Source organism: Rhizobium sp. 268, assembly GCF_036571585.1.
Classification (GTDB): domain Bacteria; phylum Pseudomonadota; class Alphaproteobacteria; order Rhizobiales; family Rhizobiaceae; genus Rhizobium; species Rhizobium redzepovicii.
On the sequence record NZ_JAPPSO010000006.1, the window covers coordinates 1 to 19,770 of the forward strand.

General features: G+C 61.5%; 21 protein-coding genes. 13 read left to right on the plus strand and 8 right to left on the minus strand.

Features of this window, described 5'->3' with window-relative positions:
- The first annotated feature begins 393 nt into the window (after positions 1–393).
- The 3 genes from hrpB to OS035_RS13040 all read left to right on the plus strand — a co-directional run bounded on the left by hrpB (position 394) and on the right by OS035_RS13040 (position 4,840).
- Entirely contained in the window at positions 394–2,859 is a 2,466-nt protein-coding gene (hrpB, locus tag OS035_RS13030; RefSeq protein WP_131710938.1) for an ATP-dependent helicase HrpB, read from the plus strand.
- Between the two features lie 23 nt (positions 2,860–2,882).
- Complete coding sequence (locus tag OS035_RS13035; protein WP_097625136.1) at positions 2,883–4,193, plus strand: ActS/PrrB/RegB family redox-sensitive histidine kinase; 1,311 nt, start codon at positions 2,883–2,885, stop codon at positions 4,191–4,193.
- 68 nt (positions 4,194–4,261) lie between these two features.
- Positions 4,262–4,840: an ActR/PrrA/RegA family redox response regulator transcription factor gene (locus OS035_RS13040; RefSeq protein WP_097625154.1), complete on the plus strand. Its 579-nt coding sequence runs from the start codon at positions 4,262–4,264 to the stop codon at positions 4,838–4,840.
- Positions 4,841–4,852: 12 nt separating this feature from the next.
- Here the strand turns inward: OS035_RS13040 and OS035_RS13045 are convergent, their stop codons facing one another.
- A complete protein-coding gene (locus OS035_RS13045) occupies positions 4,853–5,347 on the minus strand; it encodes an MmcB family DNA repair protein (RefSeq protein ID WP_003589465.1) in 495 nt (164 codons plus the stop codon).
- A 179-nt stretch (positions 5,348–5,526) separates the two neighbouring features.
- On the opposite strand from OS035_RS13045, the gene OS035_RS13050 reads away from it, so the two are divergent.
- Complete coding sequence (locus OS035_RS13050) at positions 5,527–6,210, plus strand: L,D-transpeptidase (RefSeq protein ID WP_331813788.1); 684 nt, start codon at positions 5,527–5,529, stop codon at positions 6,208–6,210.
- A 76-nt stretch (positions 6,211–6,286) separates the two neighbouring features.
- Here the strand turns inward: OS035_RS13050 and OS035_RS13055 are convergent, their stop codons facing one another.
- From OS035_RS13055 to hslV, 5 genes are all read right to left on the minus strand, one after another.
- Positions 6,287–8,458, minus strand: a complete 2,172-nt coding sequence (locus OS035_RS13055; protein WP_097625134.1) for a malate synthase G — start codon at positions 8,456–8,458, stop codon at positions 6,287–6,289.
- Positions 8,459–8,549: 91 nt separating this feature from the next.
- A complete protein-coding gene (locus OS035_RS13060; protein WP_097625133.1) occupies positions 8,550–9,956 on the minus strand; it encodes a cytochrome P450 in 1,407 nt (468 codons plus the stop codon).
- A gap of 48 nt (positions 9,957–10,004) precedes the next feature.
- Complete coding sequence (locus OS035_RS13065; protein ID WP_097625132.1) at positions 10,005–10,952, minus strand: DUF1402 family protein; 948 nt, start codon at positions 10,950–10,952, stop codon at positions 10,005–10,007.
- Between the two features lie 189 nt (positions 10,953–11,141).
- Positions 11,142–12,449: an ATP-dependent protease ATPase subunit HslU gene (gene hslU, locus OS035_RS13070; protein ID WP_097625131.1), complete on the minus strand. Its 1,308-nt coding sequence runs from the start codon at positions 12,447–12,449 to the stop codon at positions 11,142–11,144.
- Between the two features lie 91 nt (positions 12,450–12,540).
- On the minus strand, positions 12,541–13,068 hold the full coding sequence (hslV, locus tag OS035_RS13075) for an ATP-dependent protease subunit HslV (protein ID WP_003583308.1): 528 nt from the start codon (positions 13,066–13,068) through the stop codon (positions 12,541–12,543).
- 176 nt (positions 13,069–13,244) lie between these two features.
- On the opposite strand from hslV, the gene hisB reads away from it, so the two are divergent.
- The 9 genes from hisB to coaA are packed head-to-tail and all read left to right on the plus strand — an operon-like array spanning position 13,245 to position 18,678.
- The gene (gene hisB, locus OS035_RS13080) at positions 13,245–13,853 is read left to right on the plus strand and encodes an imidazoleglycerol-phosphate dehydratase HisB (RefSeq protein WP_054185459.1); all 609 of its coding nucleotides are present in this window, start codon (positions 13,245–13,247) and stop codon (positions 13,851–13,853) included.
- A gap of 22 nt (positions 13,854–13,875) precedes the next feature.
- Positions 13,876–14,361 (plus strand): DUF2628 domain-containing protein, encoded by a 486-nt coding sequence (locus tag OS035_RS13085; RefSeq protein WP_097625130.1) that lies wholly within the window; start codon positions 13,876–13,878, stop codon positions 14,359–14,361.
- 2 nt (positions 14,362–14,363) lie between these two features.
- On the plus strand, positions 14,364–15,014 hold the full coding sequence (gene hisH, locus OS035_RS13090; RefSeq protein WP_097625129.1) for an imidazole glycerol phosphate synthase subunit HisH: 651 nt from the start codon (positions 14,364–14,366) through the stop codon (positions 15,012–15,014).
- Between the two features lie 52 nt (positions 15,015–15,066).
- On the plus strand, positions 15,067–15,249 hold the full coding sequence (locus tag OS035_RS13095; protein WP_097625128.1) for a hypothetical protein: 183 nt from the start codon (positions 15,067–15,069) through the stop codon (positions 15,247–15,249).
- A complete protein-coding gene (locus OS035_RS13100; RefSeq protein ID WP_097625127.1) occupies positions 15,246–15,803 on the plus strand; it encodes a hypothetical protein in 558 nt (185 codons plus the stop codon). Before OS035_RS13095 ends, OS035_RS13100 begins: the two co-directional genes overlap by 4 nt.
- A 6-nt stretch (positions 15,804–15,809) precedes the next feature.
- Positions 15,810–16,556 carry a 1-(5-phosphoribosyl)-5-[(5-phosphoribosylamino)methylideneamino]imidazole-4-carboxamide isomerase gene (gene hisA / locus OS035_RS13105; protein WP_097625126.1) on the plus strand — a complete coding sequence of 249 codons (747 nt, stop codon included), beginning with the start codon at positions 15,810–15,812 and terminating at the stop codon, positions 16,554–16,556.
- Positions 16,557–17,345, plus strand: a complete 789-nt coding sequence (hisF, locus tag OS035_RS13110; RefSeq protein WP_097625125.1) for an imidazole glycerol phosphate synthase subunit HisF — start codon at positions 16,557–16,559, stop codon at positions 17,343–17,345.
- A gap of 17 nt (positions 17,346–17,362) precedes the next feature.
- Positions 17,363–17,686, plus strand: a complete 324-nt coding sequence (locus OS035_RS13115) for a phosphoribosyl-ATP diphosphatase (RefSeq protein WP_097625124.1) — start codon at positions 17,363–17,365, stop codon at positions 17,684–17,686.
- Positions 17,683–18,678 (plus strand): type I pantothenate kinase, encoded by a 996-nt coding sequence (gene coaA, locus OS035_RS13120; RefSeq protein WP_183778548.1) that lies wholly within the window; start codon positions 17,683–17,685, stop codon positions 18,676–18,678. The genes OS035_RS13115 and coaA overlap by 4 nt, the downstream gene beginning before the upstream one ends.
- 20 nt (positions 18,679–18,698) lie before the next feature.
- Here coaA and OS035_RS13125 read toward each other — a convergent pair whose 3' ends face one another.
- Positions 18,699–19,316, minus strand: coding sequence for an alpha-ketoglutarate-dependent dioxygenase AlkB family protein (locus OS035_RS13125; protein WP_183778546.1), 618 nt, complete (start codon positions 19,314–19,316; stop codon positions 18,699–18,701).
- Position 19,317: 1 nt separating this feature from the next.
- Positions 19,318–19,761, minus strand: coding sequence for an alternative ribosome rescue aminoacyl-tRNA hydrolase ArfB (arfB, locus tag OS035_RS13130; protein WP_097625121.1), 444 nt, complete (start codon positions 19,759–19,761; stop codon positions 19,318–19,320).
- Positions 19,762–19,770 lie beyond the last annotated feature (9 nt).

A 19,770-nucleotide genomic window follows, 5' to 3' on the forward strand; every position in this document is an offset into this window, starting at 1 on the left:
GCCAGCAGCGCCGCCGCCCTCGTTCAGTGAGTGGGCTTATAGAACTAACCCTCCCAAACAGTCAACACACATACCCAAAGTTTTTTGACATTTTTGTAACAGGTTGAAAATGAAGGGCTTTTAGCGCTCATCTCTCAAAACGAAGAAATCCACCGCCCAATCGGGCGGTTTTTGAGATTCGCTTTTGCCGAATTCCCAGAGAAAGGCTTCGGCGAGGGAGCAAGGCTTATATGGGAAGCCCGAAGCGGAATTCCAGGTGCTTGCCTATAGCGCGCCTCACTCGCTAATCTCGGAGGAAAGACCGATCCGGCGGAGTGAAGGATGCTTGTTCTCGACGACGAACAGCTGGCCGGCGCCATCCTTCCTTGCCTATGAGACGATGACAGGACGAAAGTGACAATCAGTGCATCATTGCCGGAGCTTCCGGTTTCACATGTCCTGCCGGCCGTCGGCGCCGCCCTGGCCGAGCAGAAACGCGCCGTTCTTTCCGCGCCGCCCGGCGCCGGCAAGACGACACTGGTGCCACTTTACCTGCTCGACCAGGCCTGGCGCGGCGACGGCAAGATCATTCTGCTTGAGCCGCGGCGGCTGGCAGCGCGGGCGGCGGCAAACCGCATGGCATCATTGCTCGGTGAACAGGTTGGCGGCACGGTCGGCTACCGCATGCGCCTCGACAACAGGATATCGGCGGCGACACGGGTCGAGGTGGTGACCGAAGGGGTTTTTGCCCGGATGATCCTCGACGATCCGGAACTCGCCGGGGTCTCGGTCGTGATTTTCGACGAATTTCACGAGCGTTCGCTGGATGCCGATTTCGGGCTGGCGCTGGCGCTCGACGTCCAATCGGCGCTGCGCGAGGATTTGCGGATCCTCGTTATGTCGGCGACCCTCGACGTCGAGCGTGTGGCGGCCCTGCTCTCTCATCCACCTGTCATCGAAAGCCTGGGACGCAGCTTTCCGATCGATACGCGTTACCAGGATCGACCAGGCGGCCTGCGTATCGAGGATGCGGTCACGCGGGCGATACTTGATGCCCATGCCGATGAAACCGGCTCGATCCTCGCTTTCCTGCCCGGTCAGGCGGAAATCACCCGAACCGCGGAACGCCTGCAGGGACGATTCGGAAGCGAAACACTGATTGCGCCGCTCTATGGCAATCTTGGCCAGAAAGAGCAGGACGCGGCGATACGACCGGCGCCCAAAGGAATGCGTAAGATCGTGCTGGCGACGTCGATCGCCGAAACCTCGATCACTATCGACGGCGTCAGGATCGTGATCGACAGCGGGCTGCAGCGTCTGCCGGTGTTCGAAGCGTCGACCGGGATCACGAGGCTGGAGACGGTGCGCGTGTCGCGGGCGTCGGCCGATCAGCGGGCCGGTCGTGCCGGCCGAACGGAACCGGGCATCGCCGTCAGGCTATGGCACCAGGGACAGACGGCGGCCCTGCCGGCCTTCACACCGCCGCAGATCCTTTCCAGCGATCTTTCCGGGCTGGTGCTCGATCTCGCCCATTGGGGCGTTCAGGATCCGGGATCGCTTGCCTTTGTCGACCAGCCGCCGGAGACGACGCTTAAGGAAGCGCGCGTGCTGCTCGGCCAACTCGGTGCGCTCGACAAGGATGGAGCGCTGACGGCGCGCGGCAAGGTCATGCGCAATCTCGCCTTGCCGCCGCGGCTTGCCGCCATGGTCGTTTCTGCAGGCGAATCGGGGCACGCCCGGGATGCGGCATTGATCGCCGTGCTTCTGACCGAACAGGGAATGGGCGGGACGAGCATCGATATCGAGGAGCGGCTGCGACGCTTCAAGGCCGAGCGCGGCGAAAGAGCGGAGGCCTCGCGGCGGCTGGCGGGACGGCTGGCAAGCGGCCTCGACAGAGTGACCGCCACGGCGCCGGCGCTTGCGGGCCGGTTGCTGCTACATGCATTCCCGGATCGAATCGCCCTTCAGCGCGGCGGGCGCGGCCGATTCGTGATGGCGAACGGGCGCGGCGCGGAACTGCCGGAAACCGAGAGGCTGGCCGGCAGCCAGATGCTTGTCATAGGCGATCTCACCGGGCGGGCGGCGCAGGCGCGGGTTCTGGCGGCGGCCGAGGTGACACGCGGCGACATCGAAGCCGAGCTGCCCGACGAGATCAGAACCGGCGATCAGATCTTTTTCGACCGGCAAAGCCGGCAGATACGGGCGCGGCGGGCAACCCGGCTGGGTGCGATCGTCTTCGAAGAGACGCCCTTGCCCCGACCTTCCGGCGCCGCCGTCACCCAGGCGCTGGTGGAGGGGGTGCGCGAACTCGGGCTCGATCATCTCGCCTTCTCGAAGGAGGCCGTGCAACTTCGCGAGCGAATTGGATTTCTTCACCGGACGATCGGCGATCCCTGGCCCGATGTCAGCGACGATGCCCTGCTTTCCCGGCTGGACGACTGGTTCGGCCCGTTTCAGACGGAGGCCCGCGGCCTCTCCGAGATTTCCGCAGCCGGGCTTTCGAACGGGCTGATGTCCCTGGTGCCGCATGAGTTGCAGCGCGACCTTAGCCGACTTGCGCCGACCCATTTCGAAGCGCCGACCGGTCAGAGGCATCCGATCCAATATGAGGGCGAGGAGCCGGTGCTGACGATCCGCGTGCAGGAGCTGTTCGGGCTGAAGCAGCACCCGGCGATAGCCGGAGGCCGCCTGCCGCTGCTGCTCGAACTGACCTCGCCGGCGCATCGGCCGATACAGACGACCCGCGACCTGCCGGGCTTCTGGGCCGGCTCATGGAAGGATGTGCGCGCCGATATGCGCGGCCGTTATCCGCGGCATCCCTGGCCGGAGCGGCCGCAAGAGGCATTGCCGACGACACGGGCAAAACCGCGTGGTACATGAGGACCATTTGAGGAGCCCTCGGCATGATCGACAAGACGGAAAGCCATGCGCTGGAAGACCGGCACAGCAGCCGCAGGCTGCGCCTGCAGACGCTGGTGCGGCTGCGCTGGCTTGCGGTCTGCGGACAGGCGCTGACGGTGTTCATCGTGGCCTTCTGGCTGAAATTTCCCTTGCCGCTGATTGCCAGCTCCTCTTTGATCGCCGCGCTTGCCTGGGTGAATTTCTATCTGACGATCCGCTATCCGCCGACACACCGGCTGGGACCGCCGGCCGCCTTTGCGCTGCTCGGCTTCGATCTTCTGCAGCTGTGCGCGCTGCTCTTCATCACCGGCGGCCTCGCCAACCCTTTCGCAGCCCTCGTCTGCGTGCCTGTTATCATCTCGTTTGCCTCGCAGCCGATCCGTTACAGCACGGCGCTGATCGGCTTCGCGATGGTCTGCATCACGGTGCTTGCCTTTTCGCCCTTTCCGCTGCCGTGGTTCGACGGCGTCGAGATCAATGTCCACAACGTCATGCAGTTCGGCGTCTGGTGTTCGATCGCCTCGACGATGGCATTCGCCGCCTTCTATGCCTATCGGGTGTCGATGGAGGCGAGCCAGCTTGCTGATGCGCTGGCTGCGACCGAACTGGTGCTGCAGCGGGAAAAGCATCTTTCGCAGCTCGACGGACTGGCGGCTGCGGCCGCCCACGAACTCGGCACGCCGCTTGCGACAATCAGCGTCGTCGCCAAGGAAATGGAGCGCGAACTCAAGGACGACGATCGTTTCCGCGAGGATGTGATGCTGTTGCGCAGCCAGAGCGAGCGCTGCCGTGACATCCTGCGGCGCTTGACGACACTTTCCTCGGAAGGAGAAGCGCATATGCGCCGCCTGCCGCTTTCCTCGATGATCGAGGAGATCGTCGCGCCACACCGGGAGTTCGGCATTACGCTGGAGCTGATCGAAAAGAGCCCGCGCAAGGACGAGCCGGTGACCGACCGCAACGCCGGCATCATGTATGGGCTCGGCAATCTGATTGAAAACGCCGTCGATTATGCCAGGGAGAAAGTAAGGATCACCGTCGAGCATGATCACGACAAAGTGCTGATCGTCATCGAGGATGACGGCAACGGTTACGCCCCCGATATTCTGACGCGGATCGGCGAGCCTTATATGACCAAGCGGCAAAAGGAGGATACGGCGGGCGGCCTCGGGCTCGGGCTTTTCATCGCCAAGACGCTGCTGGAGCGCTCGGGCGCATCGTTGATTTTCGAGAATCGCGACCCGGAAAGTGCGGGGGCGCGTATCCGGATCGAATGGCCGCGCATGCTGATCGACGCAAATTCGACAAAGTGACTTTGTCGGCATAAGTAGGATATAAGCGGTTGACGCAGATCGGGCGTTCACGCGCCAGGGCCAAGACGATGACAGACCATAATCACGAAAATTTCGCCGCTGGGGATGAAGACCATATTGGTCCCGACGCCAGCCTGCTGATCGTCGACGACGACGGACCGTTCCTGCGCCGGCTGGCCCGGGCGATGGAGACGCGCGGTTTCCAGGTGGAAACGGCCGAATCAGTGGCGGAAGGCGTTGCGAAATCGAAAGGCAGGCCGCCGAAATATGCGGTGGTCGACCTCCGGCTCGGCGACGGCAATGGGCTCGATGTCATCGAAGCGATCCGCCAGCGACGCGACGACACCAGGATCATCGTGCTGACCGGCTACGGCAATATCGCAACCGCGGTGACCGCCGTGAAACTCGGCGCCGTCGATTACCTGGCAAAGCCCGCGGATGCCGACGACGTCTTTTCGGCGCTGACGCAGAGGCCGGGCGAAAAGGCCGAACTTCCCGAGAATCCGATGTCGGCTGACCGGGTGCGCTGGGAGCACATCCAGCGGGTCTATGAAATGTGCGAGCGCAACGTCTCGGAAACGGCGCGCCGCCTCAACATGCACAGGCGGACACTGCAGCGCATCCTCGCCAAACGCGCGCCGAAATAGCCAAGACATCCGTCAAACATCATCGACGGTGAACGGCTTTCCGTTCGCCCATTCGGCCATCATCAGCCGTTGCGCGGCGGCGCGCGAGAAATTGAGCGTGACGGATTTGCGTGTGGCCGGGGCCAAACGGTGTTCCGGCGCTTCGCGAATCATATGGGCGCCATAACCATCCGAGAGGAAAAGCCCGCACTCCTCGGGAAAGATGTCGAGCGGTACACCTTCGTGAGTCGCAAAGAACAGCCGGTCGCAGTGCAGCCGGTATTCCGGCCATTTGCGATCCACCCTGAAATCCTCGATCGACGTCTTGATTTCGATGATCCAGACCTCGCCCTTTTCCGAAACGGTGATCAAATCAGCACGGCGGCCGCTGGCCAGCGGCAGTTCGGGCAGCACGGCATGGCGCATTTCATGCAGCAAAATCTGCGTTCCGCGCCGCACCATCATGGCTCTGTCCGATTGCCGGCCATCGATTAACGGATTGTTATTGTAAACGCTCAAAATCGTCATGGATAACCACAGTAGGGGCTGGCGTGTTGTTGCAAAAAAACCATGCGCTTCTAATTTGCGCCGCAGACAGATTTGTCGCGCTGCAGTAGCCTTGCAAAGCGCAAGTTAATCGAAAATAAACCATAATCAACGATGGTCGAAAGACTGTTCTCCTTGCCCTAAAACTTCAAGAGTCATCTATGCGCATCCGCAATGCATTCCCGGTATTTGGCCTGCTGACGACGCTCGCACTGGCCGGTTGCTCCTCGACATCAGACCGCGCATCCGTCGACGACAAGGGCGCAGGCCCGACCGTACAGACAGCCCAGATCTTCAACGACGCCTATGGCGTGACGAAGGATGCCGGATATTCTCTGCCGGCGATCCCGATCGACAGGGTCAAGCCGCAGTTCCGCCGCCAGGTCGTCAGCTACCAGACCACCGAGCGCCCGGGTACGATCATCGTCAACACGCGCGAGCGCTTCCTCTATTACATCCTCGCCAACGGCAAGGCGATGCGTTACGGCATCGGCGTCGGCAAGCAGGGCTTCGCATGGGCCGGCACCGCCTACGTCGCTTGGAAGCAGGAATGGCCGACCTGGCACCCGCCGAAGGAAATGGCCGTTCGCCGCCCTGACGTCGCCAAGTATGTCGAGGACGGCATGGGCCCGGGCCTCAGCAATCCGCTCGGCGCGCGCGCCATGTATCTCTTCAACGAGGATGGCAAGGACACGCTGTTCCGCCTGCACGGCACGCCGGAATGGGCCTCGATCGGCACCGCCGCTTCCTCGGGCTGCATTCGCCTGATGAACCAGGACGTGATCGACCTTTACAGCCGCGTCCGCCCCGGCAAGGGCACGTCCAAGGTCGTCGTTATCCAATAGGGTATAGACCGAATTCGGTATAAAAAAGGCCGCCGAACTGTCGTTCCGGCGGCCTTTTCATATTCTCAGTATACCCTCAACCGGTCGGCTTCGCCTTCAGCTCGAGGCGGCGGCGGTGAAGCACCGGCTCGGTATAGCCGTTCGGCTGCTCCCTGCCCTTCAGCACGAGGTCGAGGGCGGCCTGGAAGGCGATCGAGCCGTCGAAATTACCGGCCATCGGCTGGTAGAGGGGATCCGTCTCGTTCTGCCGGTCGACGACGGCCGCCATGCGTTTCATGGTTTCGACGATCTGGGCCTCGGTGACGACCTTGTGGTGCAGCCAGTTCGCCATGTGCTGGGCCGAGATGCGCAATGTGGCGCGATCCTCCATCAGGCCGACATTGTTGATATCGGGCACCTTCGAGCAGCCGACGCCCTGATCGACCCAGCGTACGACGTAGCCGAGGATGCCCTGGGCATTGTTATCAAGTTCGCGCTGGATTTCCTCCGGCGTCCAGTTCGGCCGTACCGCGACCGGCACGGAGAGAATGTCGGAGAGCTTGGCGCGGGCGCGGTCCTTCAGCCCCTGCTGAACCCTGGCGACATTGACCCGGTGATAATGGGTGGCGTGCAGGGTCGCGGCCGTCGGTGACGGGACCCAGGCAGTGTTGGCGCCGGCCTTCGGGTGGGCGATCTTCTGCTCCAGCATCGCCGCCATCAGATCCGGCATCGCCCACATGCCCTTGCCGATCTGGGCGTGGCCGGCGAGGCCGCATTCCAGGCCGATGTCGACATTCCAATTCTCATAGGCCGATATCCAGGCTGCCTGGCGCATGTCGCCCTTGCGAATCATCGGGCCGGCTTCCATCGAGGTGTGGATCTCGTCGCCGGTGCGGTCGAGGAAGCCGGTATTGATGAAGACGACCCGCTCGCGGGCAGCACGGATGCATTCCTTGAGATTGACCGTCGTGCGGCGCTCCTCATCCATGATGCCCATCTTGATGGTGTTGCGCGCCATACCAAGCGCATCTTCGACCCGCGAAAAGATTTCGACCGCAAAGGCGACCTCTTCGGGCCCATGCATCTTCGGCTTGACCACATACATGGAGCCGGTGCGGGAATTTTTCCTCCGGCCGGCCGGGCCGATATCGTAAAGCGCGATCAGGCCGGTGATGACAGCATCCATGATACCCTCCGGCACTTGCCTGCCGTCGCGGTCGATAATGGCCGGATTGGTCATCAGGTGGCCGACATTGCGCACCAGCATCAGCGAGCGGCGATGCAGCTCGAAGGCAGCGCCATCCGGACCGGTATAGTCCAGATCGGGGTTGAGCTTGCGGATGAAGCTCGCCCCGCCCTTTACCACTTCCTCCTGCAGATCGCCCTTCATCAGGCCGAGCCAGTTGCGATAGACTACGGTCTTGTCCTCGGCGTCGACGGCGGCAATCGAATCCTCGCAGTCCATAATCGCCGTGATCGCCGATTCCAGCCAGACATCGGAAATATGAGCCGGATCGGACTTGCCGATTGCCGTCGTCGCATCGATGACGATCTCGATATGGATGCCGTTGTTCTTCAAGAGAATATGCGTCGGGGCCGCAGCATCGCCGCGATAGCCGGCAAAATGCCCGCCATCGACAAGCATTGCCTGTTCGCCATCGGTCGATCGGAGAACGAGCACCCCATCCTTGATAGCGAAACCGCCGACGTGCTTCCAGCTGCTGTCCTGCAGCGGTACCGCTGTGTCGAGGAAATCGCGCACCCAGGCGATGACCTTCTCGCCCCGCTTCGGATTGTACCCTTTGCCCCGTTCGGCGCCGTCGCTCTCCGGAATGGCGTCCGTGCCATAGAGCGCATCGTAGAGCGAGCCCCAGCGCGCATTGGCAGCGTTCAGCGCATAACGGGCATTCATGACGGGAACGACGAGCTGCGGGCCGGCGATCAAGGCGATCTCGGGGTCGACATTTTGGGTCGAAACCTGGAAGTCCGATCCTTCCGGCAGGAGATAGCCGATCCCGCGGAGGAAGGATTGGTAGTCGTCCATATCCGTAGGCGCGCCGTGCTGGCGATACCAGTCGTCGATCTTGATCTGCAGCTCGTCGCGTCTTGCCAGCAGGGCACGATTCCTCGGGGCGAGATCGTGGACGATCGCCGAAAAATCGGCAAAGAACTTGTCCGCATCGATCCCCAGACCTGGCAGAACCTCCTGGACGAGGAAATCATGAAGGACGGCTTCGATGGCAAGACCGTTCTTATCAATGCGGCTCATGCGACATTCTCCCTGGCAACGACTTTGAATGCTGCCACTTTGCCCGGCTTTCATTCACAGTCAATTCCGCAATAATTCGAAAGATTTATGCTTATCGGGAAATTATGCGCGGTGTCACCTGCATCGGCAGGCCGTTCTGCGGCTGCGTCGTCAGCTTTTGTACCGGCCAGGGATTGGTCTCATCGGTGGAATCGAAACGATAGCGATGCATCAGCACGGCAAGGGCAATCACCGCCTCCTGAAGCGCAAAGGTTGCGCCGATGCACACACGCGGACCGGCGCCGAAAGGCAGGAACTGGAAGCGGCCGATGGAGCCGCGGTTTTCCGGCAGGAAGCGCTCGGGCATGTAGGCGCGCGGCCTATCCCAATAGAGTTCGTGGCGATGCAGCGTCCAGGGCATGATGAGCACGGTGATCCCGGCCTCGAGCTCGACCCGCTCGCCCTTGGGGCTTGTCCAGGAGTCATCCGATATGGCGGCGCGATTGATGGATGGCGCCGGCGGATAGAGGCGTAACGTCTCCTCGAAGGCAGCGCGCGTTTGCGGCATCATATCCAGCCATTCCACAGGTTCGGCCCCGGTGGCGAGCACCGCGTCGATTTCCATCTCCATCGCCTCGCGGATATGCGGGCTGTTCGAGACGCAATAGAGCGTCCAGGCCAATGCCCGTGCCGTGGTCTCATGCCCGGCGCCGATAAAGGTCAGAATATTGTCTTCGATTTCTTCCTTCGTCAGCCCGTCGGGGCCGGCCTGGTCCAGCAGCAGGGTCAGGAAATCTTCGGGTGCTGTGGCGCGATTCGCCTTCATCTTTGCAGTTCGCATATCCATCGTGTTGCGGACGATAGAACGGAATTTCTCCAGCACTTTCTGACCGCCGATGCGTGTCACACGTGGAACCCAGGAGGGGGCGCGCATCAGGTCCATCGGATCGACGCGGCCCATGCGATGCAGGAGAGCATTGACGTCATCGGCGAAATGGCCGCTCGAGGTGACGATTTCGCCTGAAAATAACGTGTCGGCGAGAATCGCGAAGGTCAGCTCGGTCATATCAGTGCTGATATCAAAAATTGCCCCCGTCTCGCCGGCACTCTGATATTTGCGGGCATAATCTTCCGACTGGCGCAGCATCTGCCCGGCAAAACCCTGGGCATGGCGAGGCGTGAAAACCGGCGCCACCGCCTTGCGTGATCTCTTCCAGACGGGACCTTCTGCGGTCAGGAGGCCGTCACGCAGGATCGGACGCAGCACCAGCTGGCGAATGTCCGACATGCGATAATTGCCGGCATTATCGACCAAAACATGCTTGATCAGACCGGGATCGTTGACGATCAGCGTGTGTTGCCCAAAGAAGCTCGTCTTTATCCAGGGCAGCGTATAGGACGGCTCGCCCCAGAGTTCGAGCGGATTGCGCAGGATGATGCGGATGATTTCCAACCGGCTTGGCGGCACGGTGCGCGGCAGCGGTGCCGGCGGAAAGAAGGGATCAGGACGCATGTCCATCGTCAAAGCCTTTCGGGGAAGATCAGCGCCTTCCCGGCAAGCTTGAAGCTAGAGCAGGCCCTTGAGTTCGTCCAGCTTGTCGTTGATCAGCCAGCCGTAATAATTCTCCTCCGGCCAGACGGTCGCACCCGAAGAGCGGTTCTTCGCAGCGAGTGCGGCGGCGCGCTGGCGCGAGTTGCCGACATTATAAAGCGTTGCAGTCAGACCGGGGTTGCCTGAGATATCCATGCCGGCAATCTCCCTGTAATCGTCGATCGACCGGCGGATCGAGGCGGCGACGAAGGCGAGCGATATGTCGGGATCCATGATCGCCCTGTAGACCGCGCCGGCATTCTTCTCGTTCAGTTTCGGATAACCGGAGACGCGGGCCACGAGATCGGAGAGCATCAGCGCCGTCAGCGGATTGACCTGGCCGAGGCCGAAGGTCTGGCCGGCGTAGAAGGGCTGAAAGAAGACCGCGCTGAAGCGGTTGTTGGGGAAGCTCTTGCCGCCCACCGTCTTGCCGCGAAAATCGCTTTCCCAGACATCTTCGCGGCAGGACCACAGCGTGTAGGAATCACTCTTGCCTTTGCATTCGGCAAATTGCGGCCGCGCCACGAATTCATCGACGTTTTCGCCGTCATAGGCGAAGCGGAAGCTTTCACCGGCATAGGAAGCGGCCTTGACATAATAGGATTGCAGCCGGTCGTAGGCGTCGACGTTATAGGTGTGTTCGCCGACGATCGCGCCGACGACATGGATGGGATTGATGCCGTAAGCGCTGGAGACCTTGCGAATCTTGGCCATCAGCTCGCGATCGGTCGCCAGCAGGTCGTGGACCTTTTCATATTTCAGATCGAAGCTGCTCTTGGTTCCCTTGGTGCGCCTGACGGAAGCGCCCGGAATATCGGGCTGTTCGGCATGACGATTGCCGGCCGGCACCGTCTGCATGGCGAAGGCAGGCGCCGAATTCACCAGGGCAACGGCAATCAAAAGGCTTGTCAAAAGGCGTCGCACGATCCGCTATCCCGTCCCGTTCCATCGTCGTGTTTGCGATGCGGCTGACTGGACCAGAATCTTGGCCGAATAAAGCCGGAGCGGAAAACAAAACGGGCCTTCACTAAAAAGTAAAAGGCCCGCTGTCGAGAGAGAGTGCGTGACAATCCGGCATTCACGTCGGGAAAGACATGGACCGGTGCGCCGATATCACAAAATGAAACGCGAGAGATCGGTATTCTGCGCGAGATCGCCGACATGTTCGCGCACATAGGCGGCATCGATGGTGACGGCCGTGCCGCCGCGATCGGGGGCGTTATAGGAAATATCGTCCAGGACCCGCTCCATTACCGTCTGCAGCCTGCGGGCGCCGATATTCTCGACGGAGGAGTTCAGATGCACGGCGACATCGGCGAGCGCATCGATCGCGTCGTCGGTGAATTCGAGGTTCAGGCTTTCGGTCTCCATCAGTGCGCGGTACTGGCGGATGAGGCTTGCTTCCGTCTCGGTCAGGATCCGACGGAAATCCTCCTTGTTCAGCGGGCGCAATTCGACGCGGATCGGCAATCGGCCCTGCAGCTCCGGCAGAAGATCGGAGGGTTTGGAGACATGGAAGGCGCCTGAGGCGATGAAGAGGATATGATCCGTCTTCACCGGCCCGTATTTGGTCGAAACTGTCGTGCCTTCGACGAGCGGCAGAAGGTCGCGCTGGACGCCTTCGCGCGACACGCCGGCACCCATGCCGCCGTCGCGGGCAGCGATCTTGTCGATTTCGTCGAGGAAGACGATACCGTCATTCTCTGTGGAGCGAACAGCCTCGCGCTGGATGACCTCATTGTCGATCAGCTTGTCGGATTCATCGCGGATCAGATCGGTATAGGAGGCCTTGACCGTCGTGCGGACCTTCTTGGTGCGGCCGCCCATCGCCTTGCCGAACATCTCCGACAGGTTGAGCACCCCAATATTGGCGCCTGGCATGCCGGGTATTTCGAAGCCTCCCATGCCGGAACCGGCATCGGCCACCTCGATATCGATCTCCTTGTCGTCGAGCTCGCCGTCCCTCAGCTTCTTGCGGAAGTTTTCGCGGGTAGCGGGCGAAGCCGTGGTGCCGACCAGCGCATCGAGAACACGCTCCTCGGCGCTGACATGCGCCTTGGCCTGGACCTCGGTCCGCTTCTTCTCACGCACCAGACCGATGCCGACCTCGACCAGATCGCGGATGATCTGCTCGACATCGCGGCCGACATACCCGACTTCGGTGAATTTGGTGGCTTCCACCTTGATGAAGGGCGCGCCGGCGAGTTTTGCCAGGCGGCGGGAGATCTCGGTCTTGCCGACACCGGTCGGGCCGATCATCAGGATGTTTTTCGGCATGACTTCGTCGCGCAGACTCGGGTCGAGCTGCTGGCGGCGCCAGCGGTTGCGCAGCGCGATCGCGACAGCGCGTTTGGCGTCATGCTGGCCGATAATGTAGCGATCGAGTTCGGAAACGATCTCGCGGGGGGAAAAGGTCGTCATTGCGTGTCATTCTCCTGGCGGTCCAGGGCCATCAGCGCCCGGCCGCAAATACATCTTTGTTCGCCGCGGGAGCGGCCGGAAGGCCTCAGATTCAGCCTTCGACATCCAGCGATTCCACCACGATATTGTGGTTGGTGTAGACGCAGATGTCGGCGGCGATTTCGAGGGCGCGGCGCGCGATCTCTTCAGCCGATTTGTCGGTATCCATGAGGGCGCGGGCGGCGGCGAAGGCAAAATTGCCGCCAGAACCGATCGCCGTCGTGCCATGCTCGGGCTCCAGAACGTCGCCATTGCCGGTGATCGCCAGCGTGATCGACTTGTCGGCGACGAGCATCATGGCTTCGAGATTACGCAGGTATTTGTCGGTGCGCCAGTCCTTGGCGAGCTCGACAGCGGCGCGCATCAGCTGGCCGGGATATTGCTCCAGCTTCTTTTCAAGCCTTTCGAGCAGGGTAAAAGCATCGGCCGTGGCGCCGGCGAAACCGGCAACGACTTCGCCCTTGCCGATGCGGCGCACCTTGCGGGCATTGCCCTTCATGACGGTCTGGCCGAGGCTCACCTGGCCGTCACCGGCCATCACCACCTTGCCGCCTTTTCGAACTGTAATGATCGTTGTCATCAAACACCTGTCTGCCCACGACGCGGGCGTTTACGCGAGACCACACATTGGCCCTGTTGAGCCCTATGTAAGGGGGCCGGCGCCGTTTGCAAATGGGCCGGCTTTTCTCTTGCCCGGCTTCTGGATATTTGCCGATCCGCCTGATAAGGAACGGCCTTATTCCGATGGAGGGCCATATGGCCGAGACCGCAGCAAGCCGCACGGGCAGTGTTTCCCGCAAGACCAACGAAACCTCGATTTCCGTCTCCGTCAATCTCGACGGCACCGGCAAATCGAAGATTTCGACCGGCGTCGGCTTCTTCGATCATATGCTCGACCAGCTTTCGCGGCATTCGCTGATCGACATGGAGATCGAATCCCAGGGCGATCTGCATATCGACGACCACCACACGGTCGAGGATACGGGCATCGCCATCGGCCAGGCGATCTCCAAGGCGCTCGGCGACCGGCGCGGCATCACGCGTTACGCCTCGATTGATCTGGCCATGGACGAGACGATGACCAAGGCCGCGGTCGATCTGTCCGGCCGGCCGTTCCTCGTCTGGAACGTCGCCTTCAGCGCGCCGAAGATCGGCACGTTCGATACCGAACTCGTTCGCGAATTCTTCCAGGCGCTCGCCCAGAATGCCGGCATCACCTTGCATATTCTCAACCATTATGGCGCCAACAATCACCATATTGCCGAGACATGCTTCAAGGCCGTCGCCCGCGCATTGCGCACGGCGACAGAGATCGATCCGAGACAGGCCGGCCGTGTACCTTCGACGAAGGGCACGCTCGTCTGAGCCCCTCAAGGGAGCAGCGACAATGACATCCAGCTATATTTTCCTGACGCCGCCCGGCGGCACGCGCGCCACGGTCGAAGAGACCCGGACTATCCGTGACGGCTTCACGCTGCTCGGCTTTCTGTTTCCATGGGTTTGGCTGCTCGCACATCGGCTGTGGCTGCATGCGGCCGCGGTCTTCGTGCTGCAGGCGATCGGCGGTGCGTTGATGGACGAGCCGGGCCTCGGGCTGGCGGGAGCGGCCCTCCTGCTGGGCGTGAATGTGCTGGTCGGCCTCGAGGGCCAGAATTTCCGCATCCGCCACCTCGCCGCCAAGGGGTGGACCGAAGATGGGCTCGTTGCAGCCGATACGATCGCCATTGCCGAGGACGTCTATTTCTCGGACAAGGCGGCCGTTGCCGACAGCAACAAGGACACCGCACCGGACTGGGAGAACAAGACCCGTCCGAACAATCCGCCTGGCCAGGCCACCTCGCTTGGTCTCTTTGGTTTTGATGGAGGACGCTGACGATGCGCGTCGCGATTATCGATTATGGTTCCGGCAATCTGCGCTCGGCGACCAAGGCTTTCGAACGGGCCGCCCGTGAAGCGGGCATCGATGCGCATATCGATCTCACAGACAAAGCCGAAAATGTTGCCGCCGCCGATCGTATCGTGCTTCCCGGCGTCGGCGCCTATGCCGATTGCCGGCGCGGGCTCGATGCCGTGCCCGATATGGCGGAGGTGCTGATCGAAGCGGTCGAGAAGAAGGCGCGGCCGTTTCTCGGAATCTGCGTCGGCATGCAGCTGATGTCCTCGCGCGGGCTCGAGAAGACCGTGACGCACGGTTTCAACTGGATCCCCGGCGACGTCGTCGAGATGACGCCCGATGATCCGGCGCTAAAGATCCCGCAGATCGGCTGGAACACGCTCGACCTGAAGCGCGAACATCCGTTGTTCGACGGCATTCCGACGGGGTCCGAGGGGCTGCATGCCTATTTCGTGCATTCCTATCATCTTGCCGCCGAGAACGCCGACGATGTCATCGCGACCGTCGACTATGGCGGTGCGATGACCGCTCTCGTCGGGCGCGACAACATGGTCGGCGCCCAGTTTCACCCGGAAAAGAGCCAGAAGCTCGGCCTGGCGCTGATCGCCAATTTCCTGCGTTGGAACCCGTAATACCGCCGCCTTATTTCCCCTTTATGGAAACGGCGGAACAGGAGTGCGCTCGATGCCGGCTTCGCGGAAATCAGGCAAGGTGTTCTACATGCTGAGACCCTCCAGAGAAGGTCTGCCGCCGTTCTCGGATATCCGGCTTCCCGACGGAACGATCATCCGCCGTGTCGATGAGACCATTCACAAAAGAGCGCTTTCCAATGCAGCCAAAGCGATGAAAGAAAGGCTGGACCGATGATCCATGAATTTCTTGCCGGCAACGAGAATTCGCAGCTGCGCGCCAACGGCATCAACGCCGACGATATCGCTGAGGCCGTGCTGGAATTTTATATTGAAGGCGAGGACGATCTCATCGGCCTGCTTGCCTATGCCCTTTACGAGCGACAGAAGCGCGATTTCGTCCTCAGCTATCGCAAGCGCAACGCCGGCCGTTCTCCCAACGAGGCCGAGCTTGCCGCGGTCGCCAGCAATTATCTCTCTACCGACCTGCGCAATACGCTGCGCGATCGCGCCTCGCAGATCCTTTCGACTTATGCCGAAACCTATGTAGAGGCGATGGAGCCGGAAATCCGGCTCGCCGCCGTCAACAGCCAGGCGCTGAGAGAGGTGCGCGACATCGAGACATCAGTGAAGCGGCGCCTCGGCTTCTGGCGTCAGGTTCGGGCCGGTTTCACCGTCACCCTGCTGCTTCTTCTGCTTTTCGGCGCGGCCACCATTGCCGCTGTCTTTTTTCACTCGGATATCGTAGATGCGTGGAATGCGCTGATGGTACCGACCACTCTACGGACGTAAGACGACATGATCCTTTTTCCCGCGATCGATCTGAAGGGCGGCCAATGCGTCCGCCTGCGGCTCGGCGACATGCAGCAGGCGACGGTTTACAACACCGATCCGGCCGCCCAGGCGAAATCCTTCGAAGACCAGGGTTTCGAATGGCTGCATGTGGTCGATCTCGACGGCGCCTTTGCGGGACATTCGGCCAATGGCGACGCCGTGGAAGCGATCCTCAAGGCAACACAAAATCCGGTGCAGCTCGGCGGCGGCATCCGCACGCTCGATCATATCGAGGCATGGCTGTCGCGGGGGCTGCGGCGCGTCATTCTCGGCACCGTCGCGGTCAGAAATCCTGATCTGGTCATCGAAGCCTGCCGGAAATTTCCCGGTCACGTCGCCGTCGGCATCGATGCCAAGGGGGGCAAGGTGGCCGTCGAGGGCTGGGCTGAAGCTTCCGAACTCGGTGTCATCGAGCTCGCCAGGAAATTCGAAGGCGCCGGCGTCGCCGCGGTCATCTACACCGATATCGACCGTGACGGCATCCTTGCCGGCATCAACTGGGCCTCGACGCTGGAACTTGCCGAAGCCGTCTCCATTCCGGTCATCGCCTCCGGCGGCCTTGCCTCTCTCGACGACATCAGGCGTATGCTGGAGCCGGATGCGCAGAAGCTCGAAGGGGCAATTTCAGGCCGGGCGCTTTACGACGGCCGTATCGACCCCGCGGAAGCACTGGCGCTGGTCAAGGCCAGCAGGGCAAAGGAGACTGCGTAAATGACCCTCAAGGCCCGTGTCATCCCCTGCCTCGACGTCAAGGACGGCCGCGTCGTCAAGGGCGTCAATTTTCTCAATCTCGTCGATGCCGGCGATCCCGTCGAAGCGGCGAAAGCCTATGATGCGGCCGGCGCCGACGAGCTCTGCTTCCTCGACATCACCGCTTCTTCGGACAATCGCGATACGATCTTCGATGTCGTGTCGCGCACGGCCGACCAATGCTTCATGCCGCTGACGGTCGGCGGCGGGGTGCGCACCATCGCCGATATACGCAAGCTCTTGCTGTGCGGCGCCGACAAGGTCTCGATCAATTCGGCAGCGGTCAGCAATCCCGACTTCGTCACTGAGGCGGCCGACAAGTTCGGCGACCAGTGCATCGTCGTCTCGATCGACGCCAAGCGCAGACGCACGCAGGCGGTCGGCGGCGACAATCTCAGCGCCTGGGAAGTCTATACGCATGGCGGCCGCAATGCGACCGGCATCGACGCCGTCGAATTCGCCCAGAAGATGGTTGAACGCGGCGCCGGCGAATTGCTGGTCACCTCGATGGACCGCGACGGCACCAAGGTCGGCTACGATCTGGAGCTAACGCGGGCGATTGCCGATGCGGTGCGTGTGCCTGTCATCGCATCCGGCGGCGTCGGCGATCTCAACGATCTCGTCGCCGGGGTGAAAGAGGGTCATGCCAATGCCGTTCTCGCCGCATCGATCTTCCACTTCGGCACCTATTCCGTCGGCGAGGCGAAGCACTATATGTCGAAGTGCGGCATCGACATGCGTCTCGACTGAACCTTGAAAGCGGACATATGAGCGGATTTTCCCTTTCCGATCTCGAAAGCATCGTCGCAGAGCGCTCGACAGCCTCGCCGGAGCAATCCTGGACGGCGAAGCTCGTCGCCGCCGGCCAGCCGAAGGCGGCCAAGAAGCTAGGTGAAGAGGCGATCGAAGCGGTGATGGCGGCGGTGACCGGCGACCGCGAGAATCTGACCTATGAAGCCGCCGATGTGCTCTATCACCTTTTGGTCGTATTGAAGATTGCTGAAATACCGTTAGAGAATGTCATGGCCGAACTCGAGCGCAGAACCGCGCAGTCCGGCCTCAAGGAAAAGGCCGGCCGGCAGAGTTCATGAGTATCGCGACTGAGATTATCGGGGTGCCGGAAACGTTGGATCACTTCCAGTCGGACTCCTATTCGCCCTATCACTTCTTCTCTTCCGAACAATGGGCGAAGTTCCGCGCCGACACGCCGTTGACGCTGACCAGCGACGAGGTCAAACGGCTGCGCTCGATGGGCGACCCGATCGATCTCGACGAGGTCAGGCGCATCTATCTGTCGCTGTCGCGGCTGCTGTCGGCGCATGTCGAATCCTCGCAGATGCTGTTCGAGCAGCGCAACCGCTTCCTCAGCATCTCCGATGTGACGAAGACGCCTTTCGTCATCGGCATCGCCGGCTCGGTCGCCGTGGGAAAATCGACCACGGCCCGTGTTCTCAAGGAACTGCTGGGGCGCTGGCCTTCGAGCCCGAAGGTCGATCTCGTCACCACCGACGGCTTCCTTCATCCGAATGCCGTGCTGCAGCGGGAAAAGCTGATGCAGCGCAAGGGTTTTCCGGAGAGTTACGACACGGCCGCAATCCTGCGCTTTCTCTCGGCGATCAAGGCCGGACAGCCGGATGTCAAGGCGCCGAGCTATTCGCACCTCGTCTATGACGTGCTGCCGGACGAATACAAGATCGTCGACCGGCCGGACATCCTGATCTTCGAGGGCATCAACGTATTACAATCGCGCGACCTGCCGGCCGGCGGCAAGATCGTGCCGATGGTCTCCGACTTCTTCGACTTCTCGATCTATATCGATGCCGCCGAAGACCTGATTCACAACTGGTACGTCGCACGTTTCATGCGGCTGCGCGAGACCGCCTTTCGCGATCCGAATTCCTATTTCCATCGCTACGCTTCGATCAGCGACGCGGAAGCGCTCGAAGTTGCCGGGGATCTCTGGGCGAACATCAACCTGAAAAACCTGCGGCAGAACATCCTGCCGACGCGGCCGCGCGCCGATCTGATCCTGAAAAAAGGCAAGGATCACCTGATCGAACAGGTCGCGCTGCGGAAACTATAGCAGGCGATCTTTGCTGACCATCAGCTTGGAGGATTGACGCGGCGCAGCGTCAGATTGATGCGGCCGCCATTCTTCAAGAGCGTCGACGTCGCCGGATGAATGCGGTCGACGCCGTGAAAACACAGTCTCCCCTCGCCGCCCAGAACGACCAGATCGCCGCTGGAGAGCTTGACGGATAGCGTGCGATCATTGCGGCTGAGGCCGCCGACGCGAAAAAGGCAGCTGTTGCCGAGCGAGATCGAGACGACCGGCGCCTGCAAATCCCTCTCGTCCTTGTCCTGATGCAGGCCCATGCGGGCTTCGTCGGAATAGAAATTGATCAGGCAGGCTTCCGGCGGTTTGTCGTAGCCGGCAACATCATTCCAGATATCGAGCAATTCCTGCGGCAGATCGGGCCAACGCCTGCCGGTTGCCGGATGCGTCGGCTGGTAGCGATAGCCGCGCTCCTTGTCGGTCACCCAGCCGAGCGGCCCGCAATTGGTCATCCGCACCGACATCGGCTTGCCGGTCCCGGGCATGACGGGCACATAAAGCGGCGCCTCGGCGACAATCGTGCGGATCACCTCGACCAAGGCCTCCTGACGGGCCCGATCGAGATAGCCGGGAAGATGGCGAATACCGCTCAAGAACTCCAGCATGTCATTCACCACTGCCGCCGCCAGGGCGGCCACGCATTTTCTTGACTTCCGAGCGGCCGGATTTTTCCTTCAGGCGGCGCTCGACCGAACCCTTGGTCGGCTTGGTCTTCTTGCGCGGCGGCGGCGGCGGCTTGGCGGCCTCCAATATCAATTCCTTCAGCCGCTCGCGCGCATCCTCGCGATTGCGGTCCTGGCTGCGAAACCGGCTCGCCTCGATCATCAGCACGCCGTCCTTCGACAGACGCCGACCGGCGAGCTTGACCGCATTGGTTTTGACACGATCGTTCAGCGACGGCGAATTCGGGATATTGAAAAACAGCTGAACCGCGGTCGAGACCTTGTTGACATTCTGCCCGCCGGGCCCGCCCGCCAGAACGAACTGTTCCGTCAGCTCCCATCCTGATATGGTGATCCTGTCGTCGATATAGAGTGCGTCGCTGGCCATGCGCCGTTC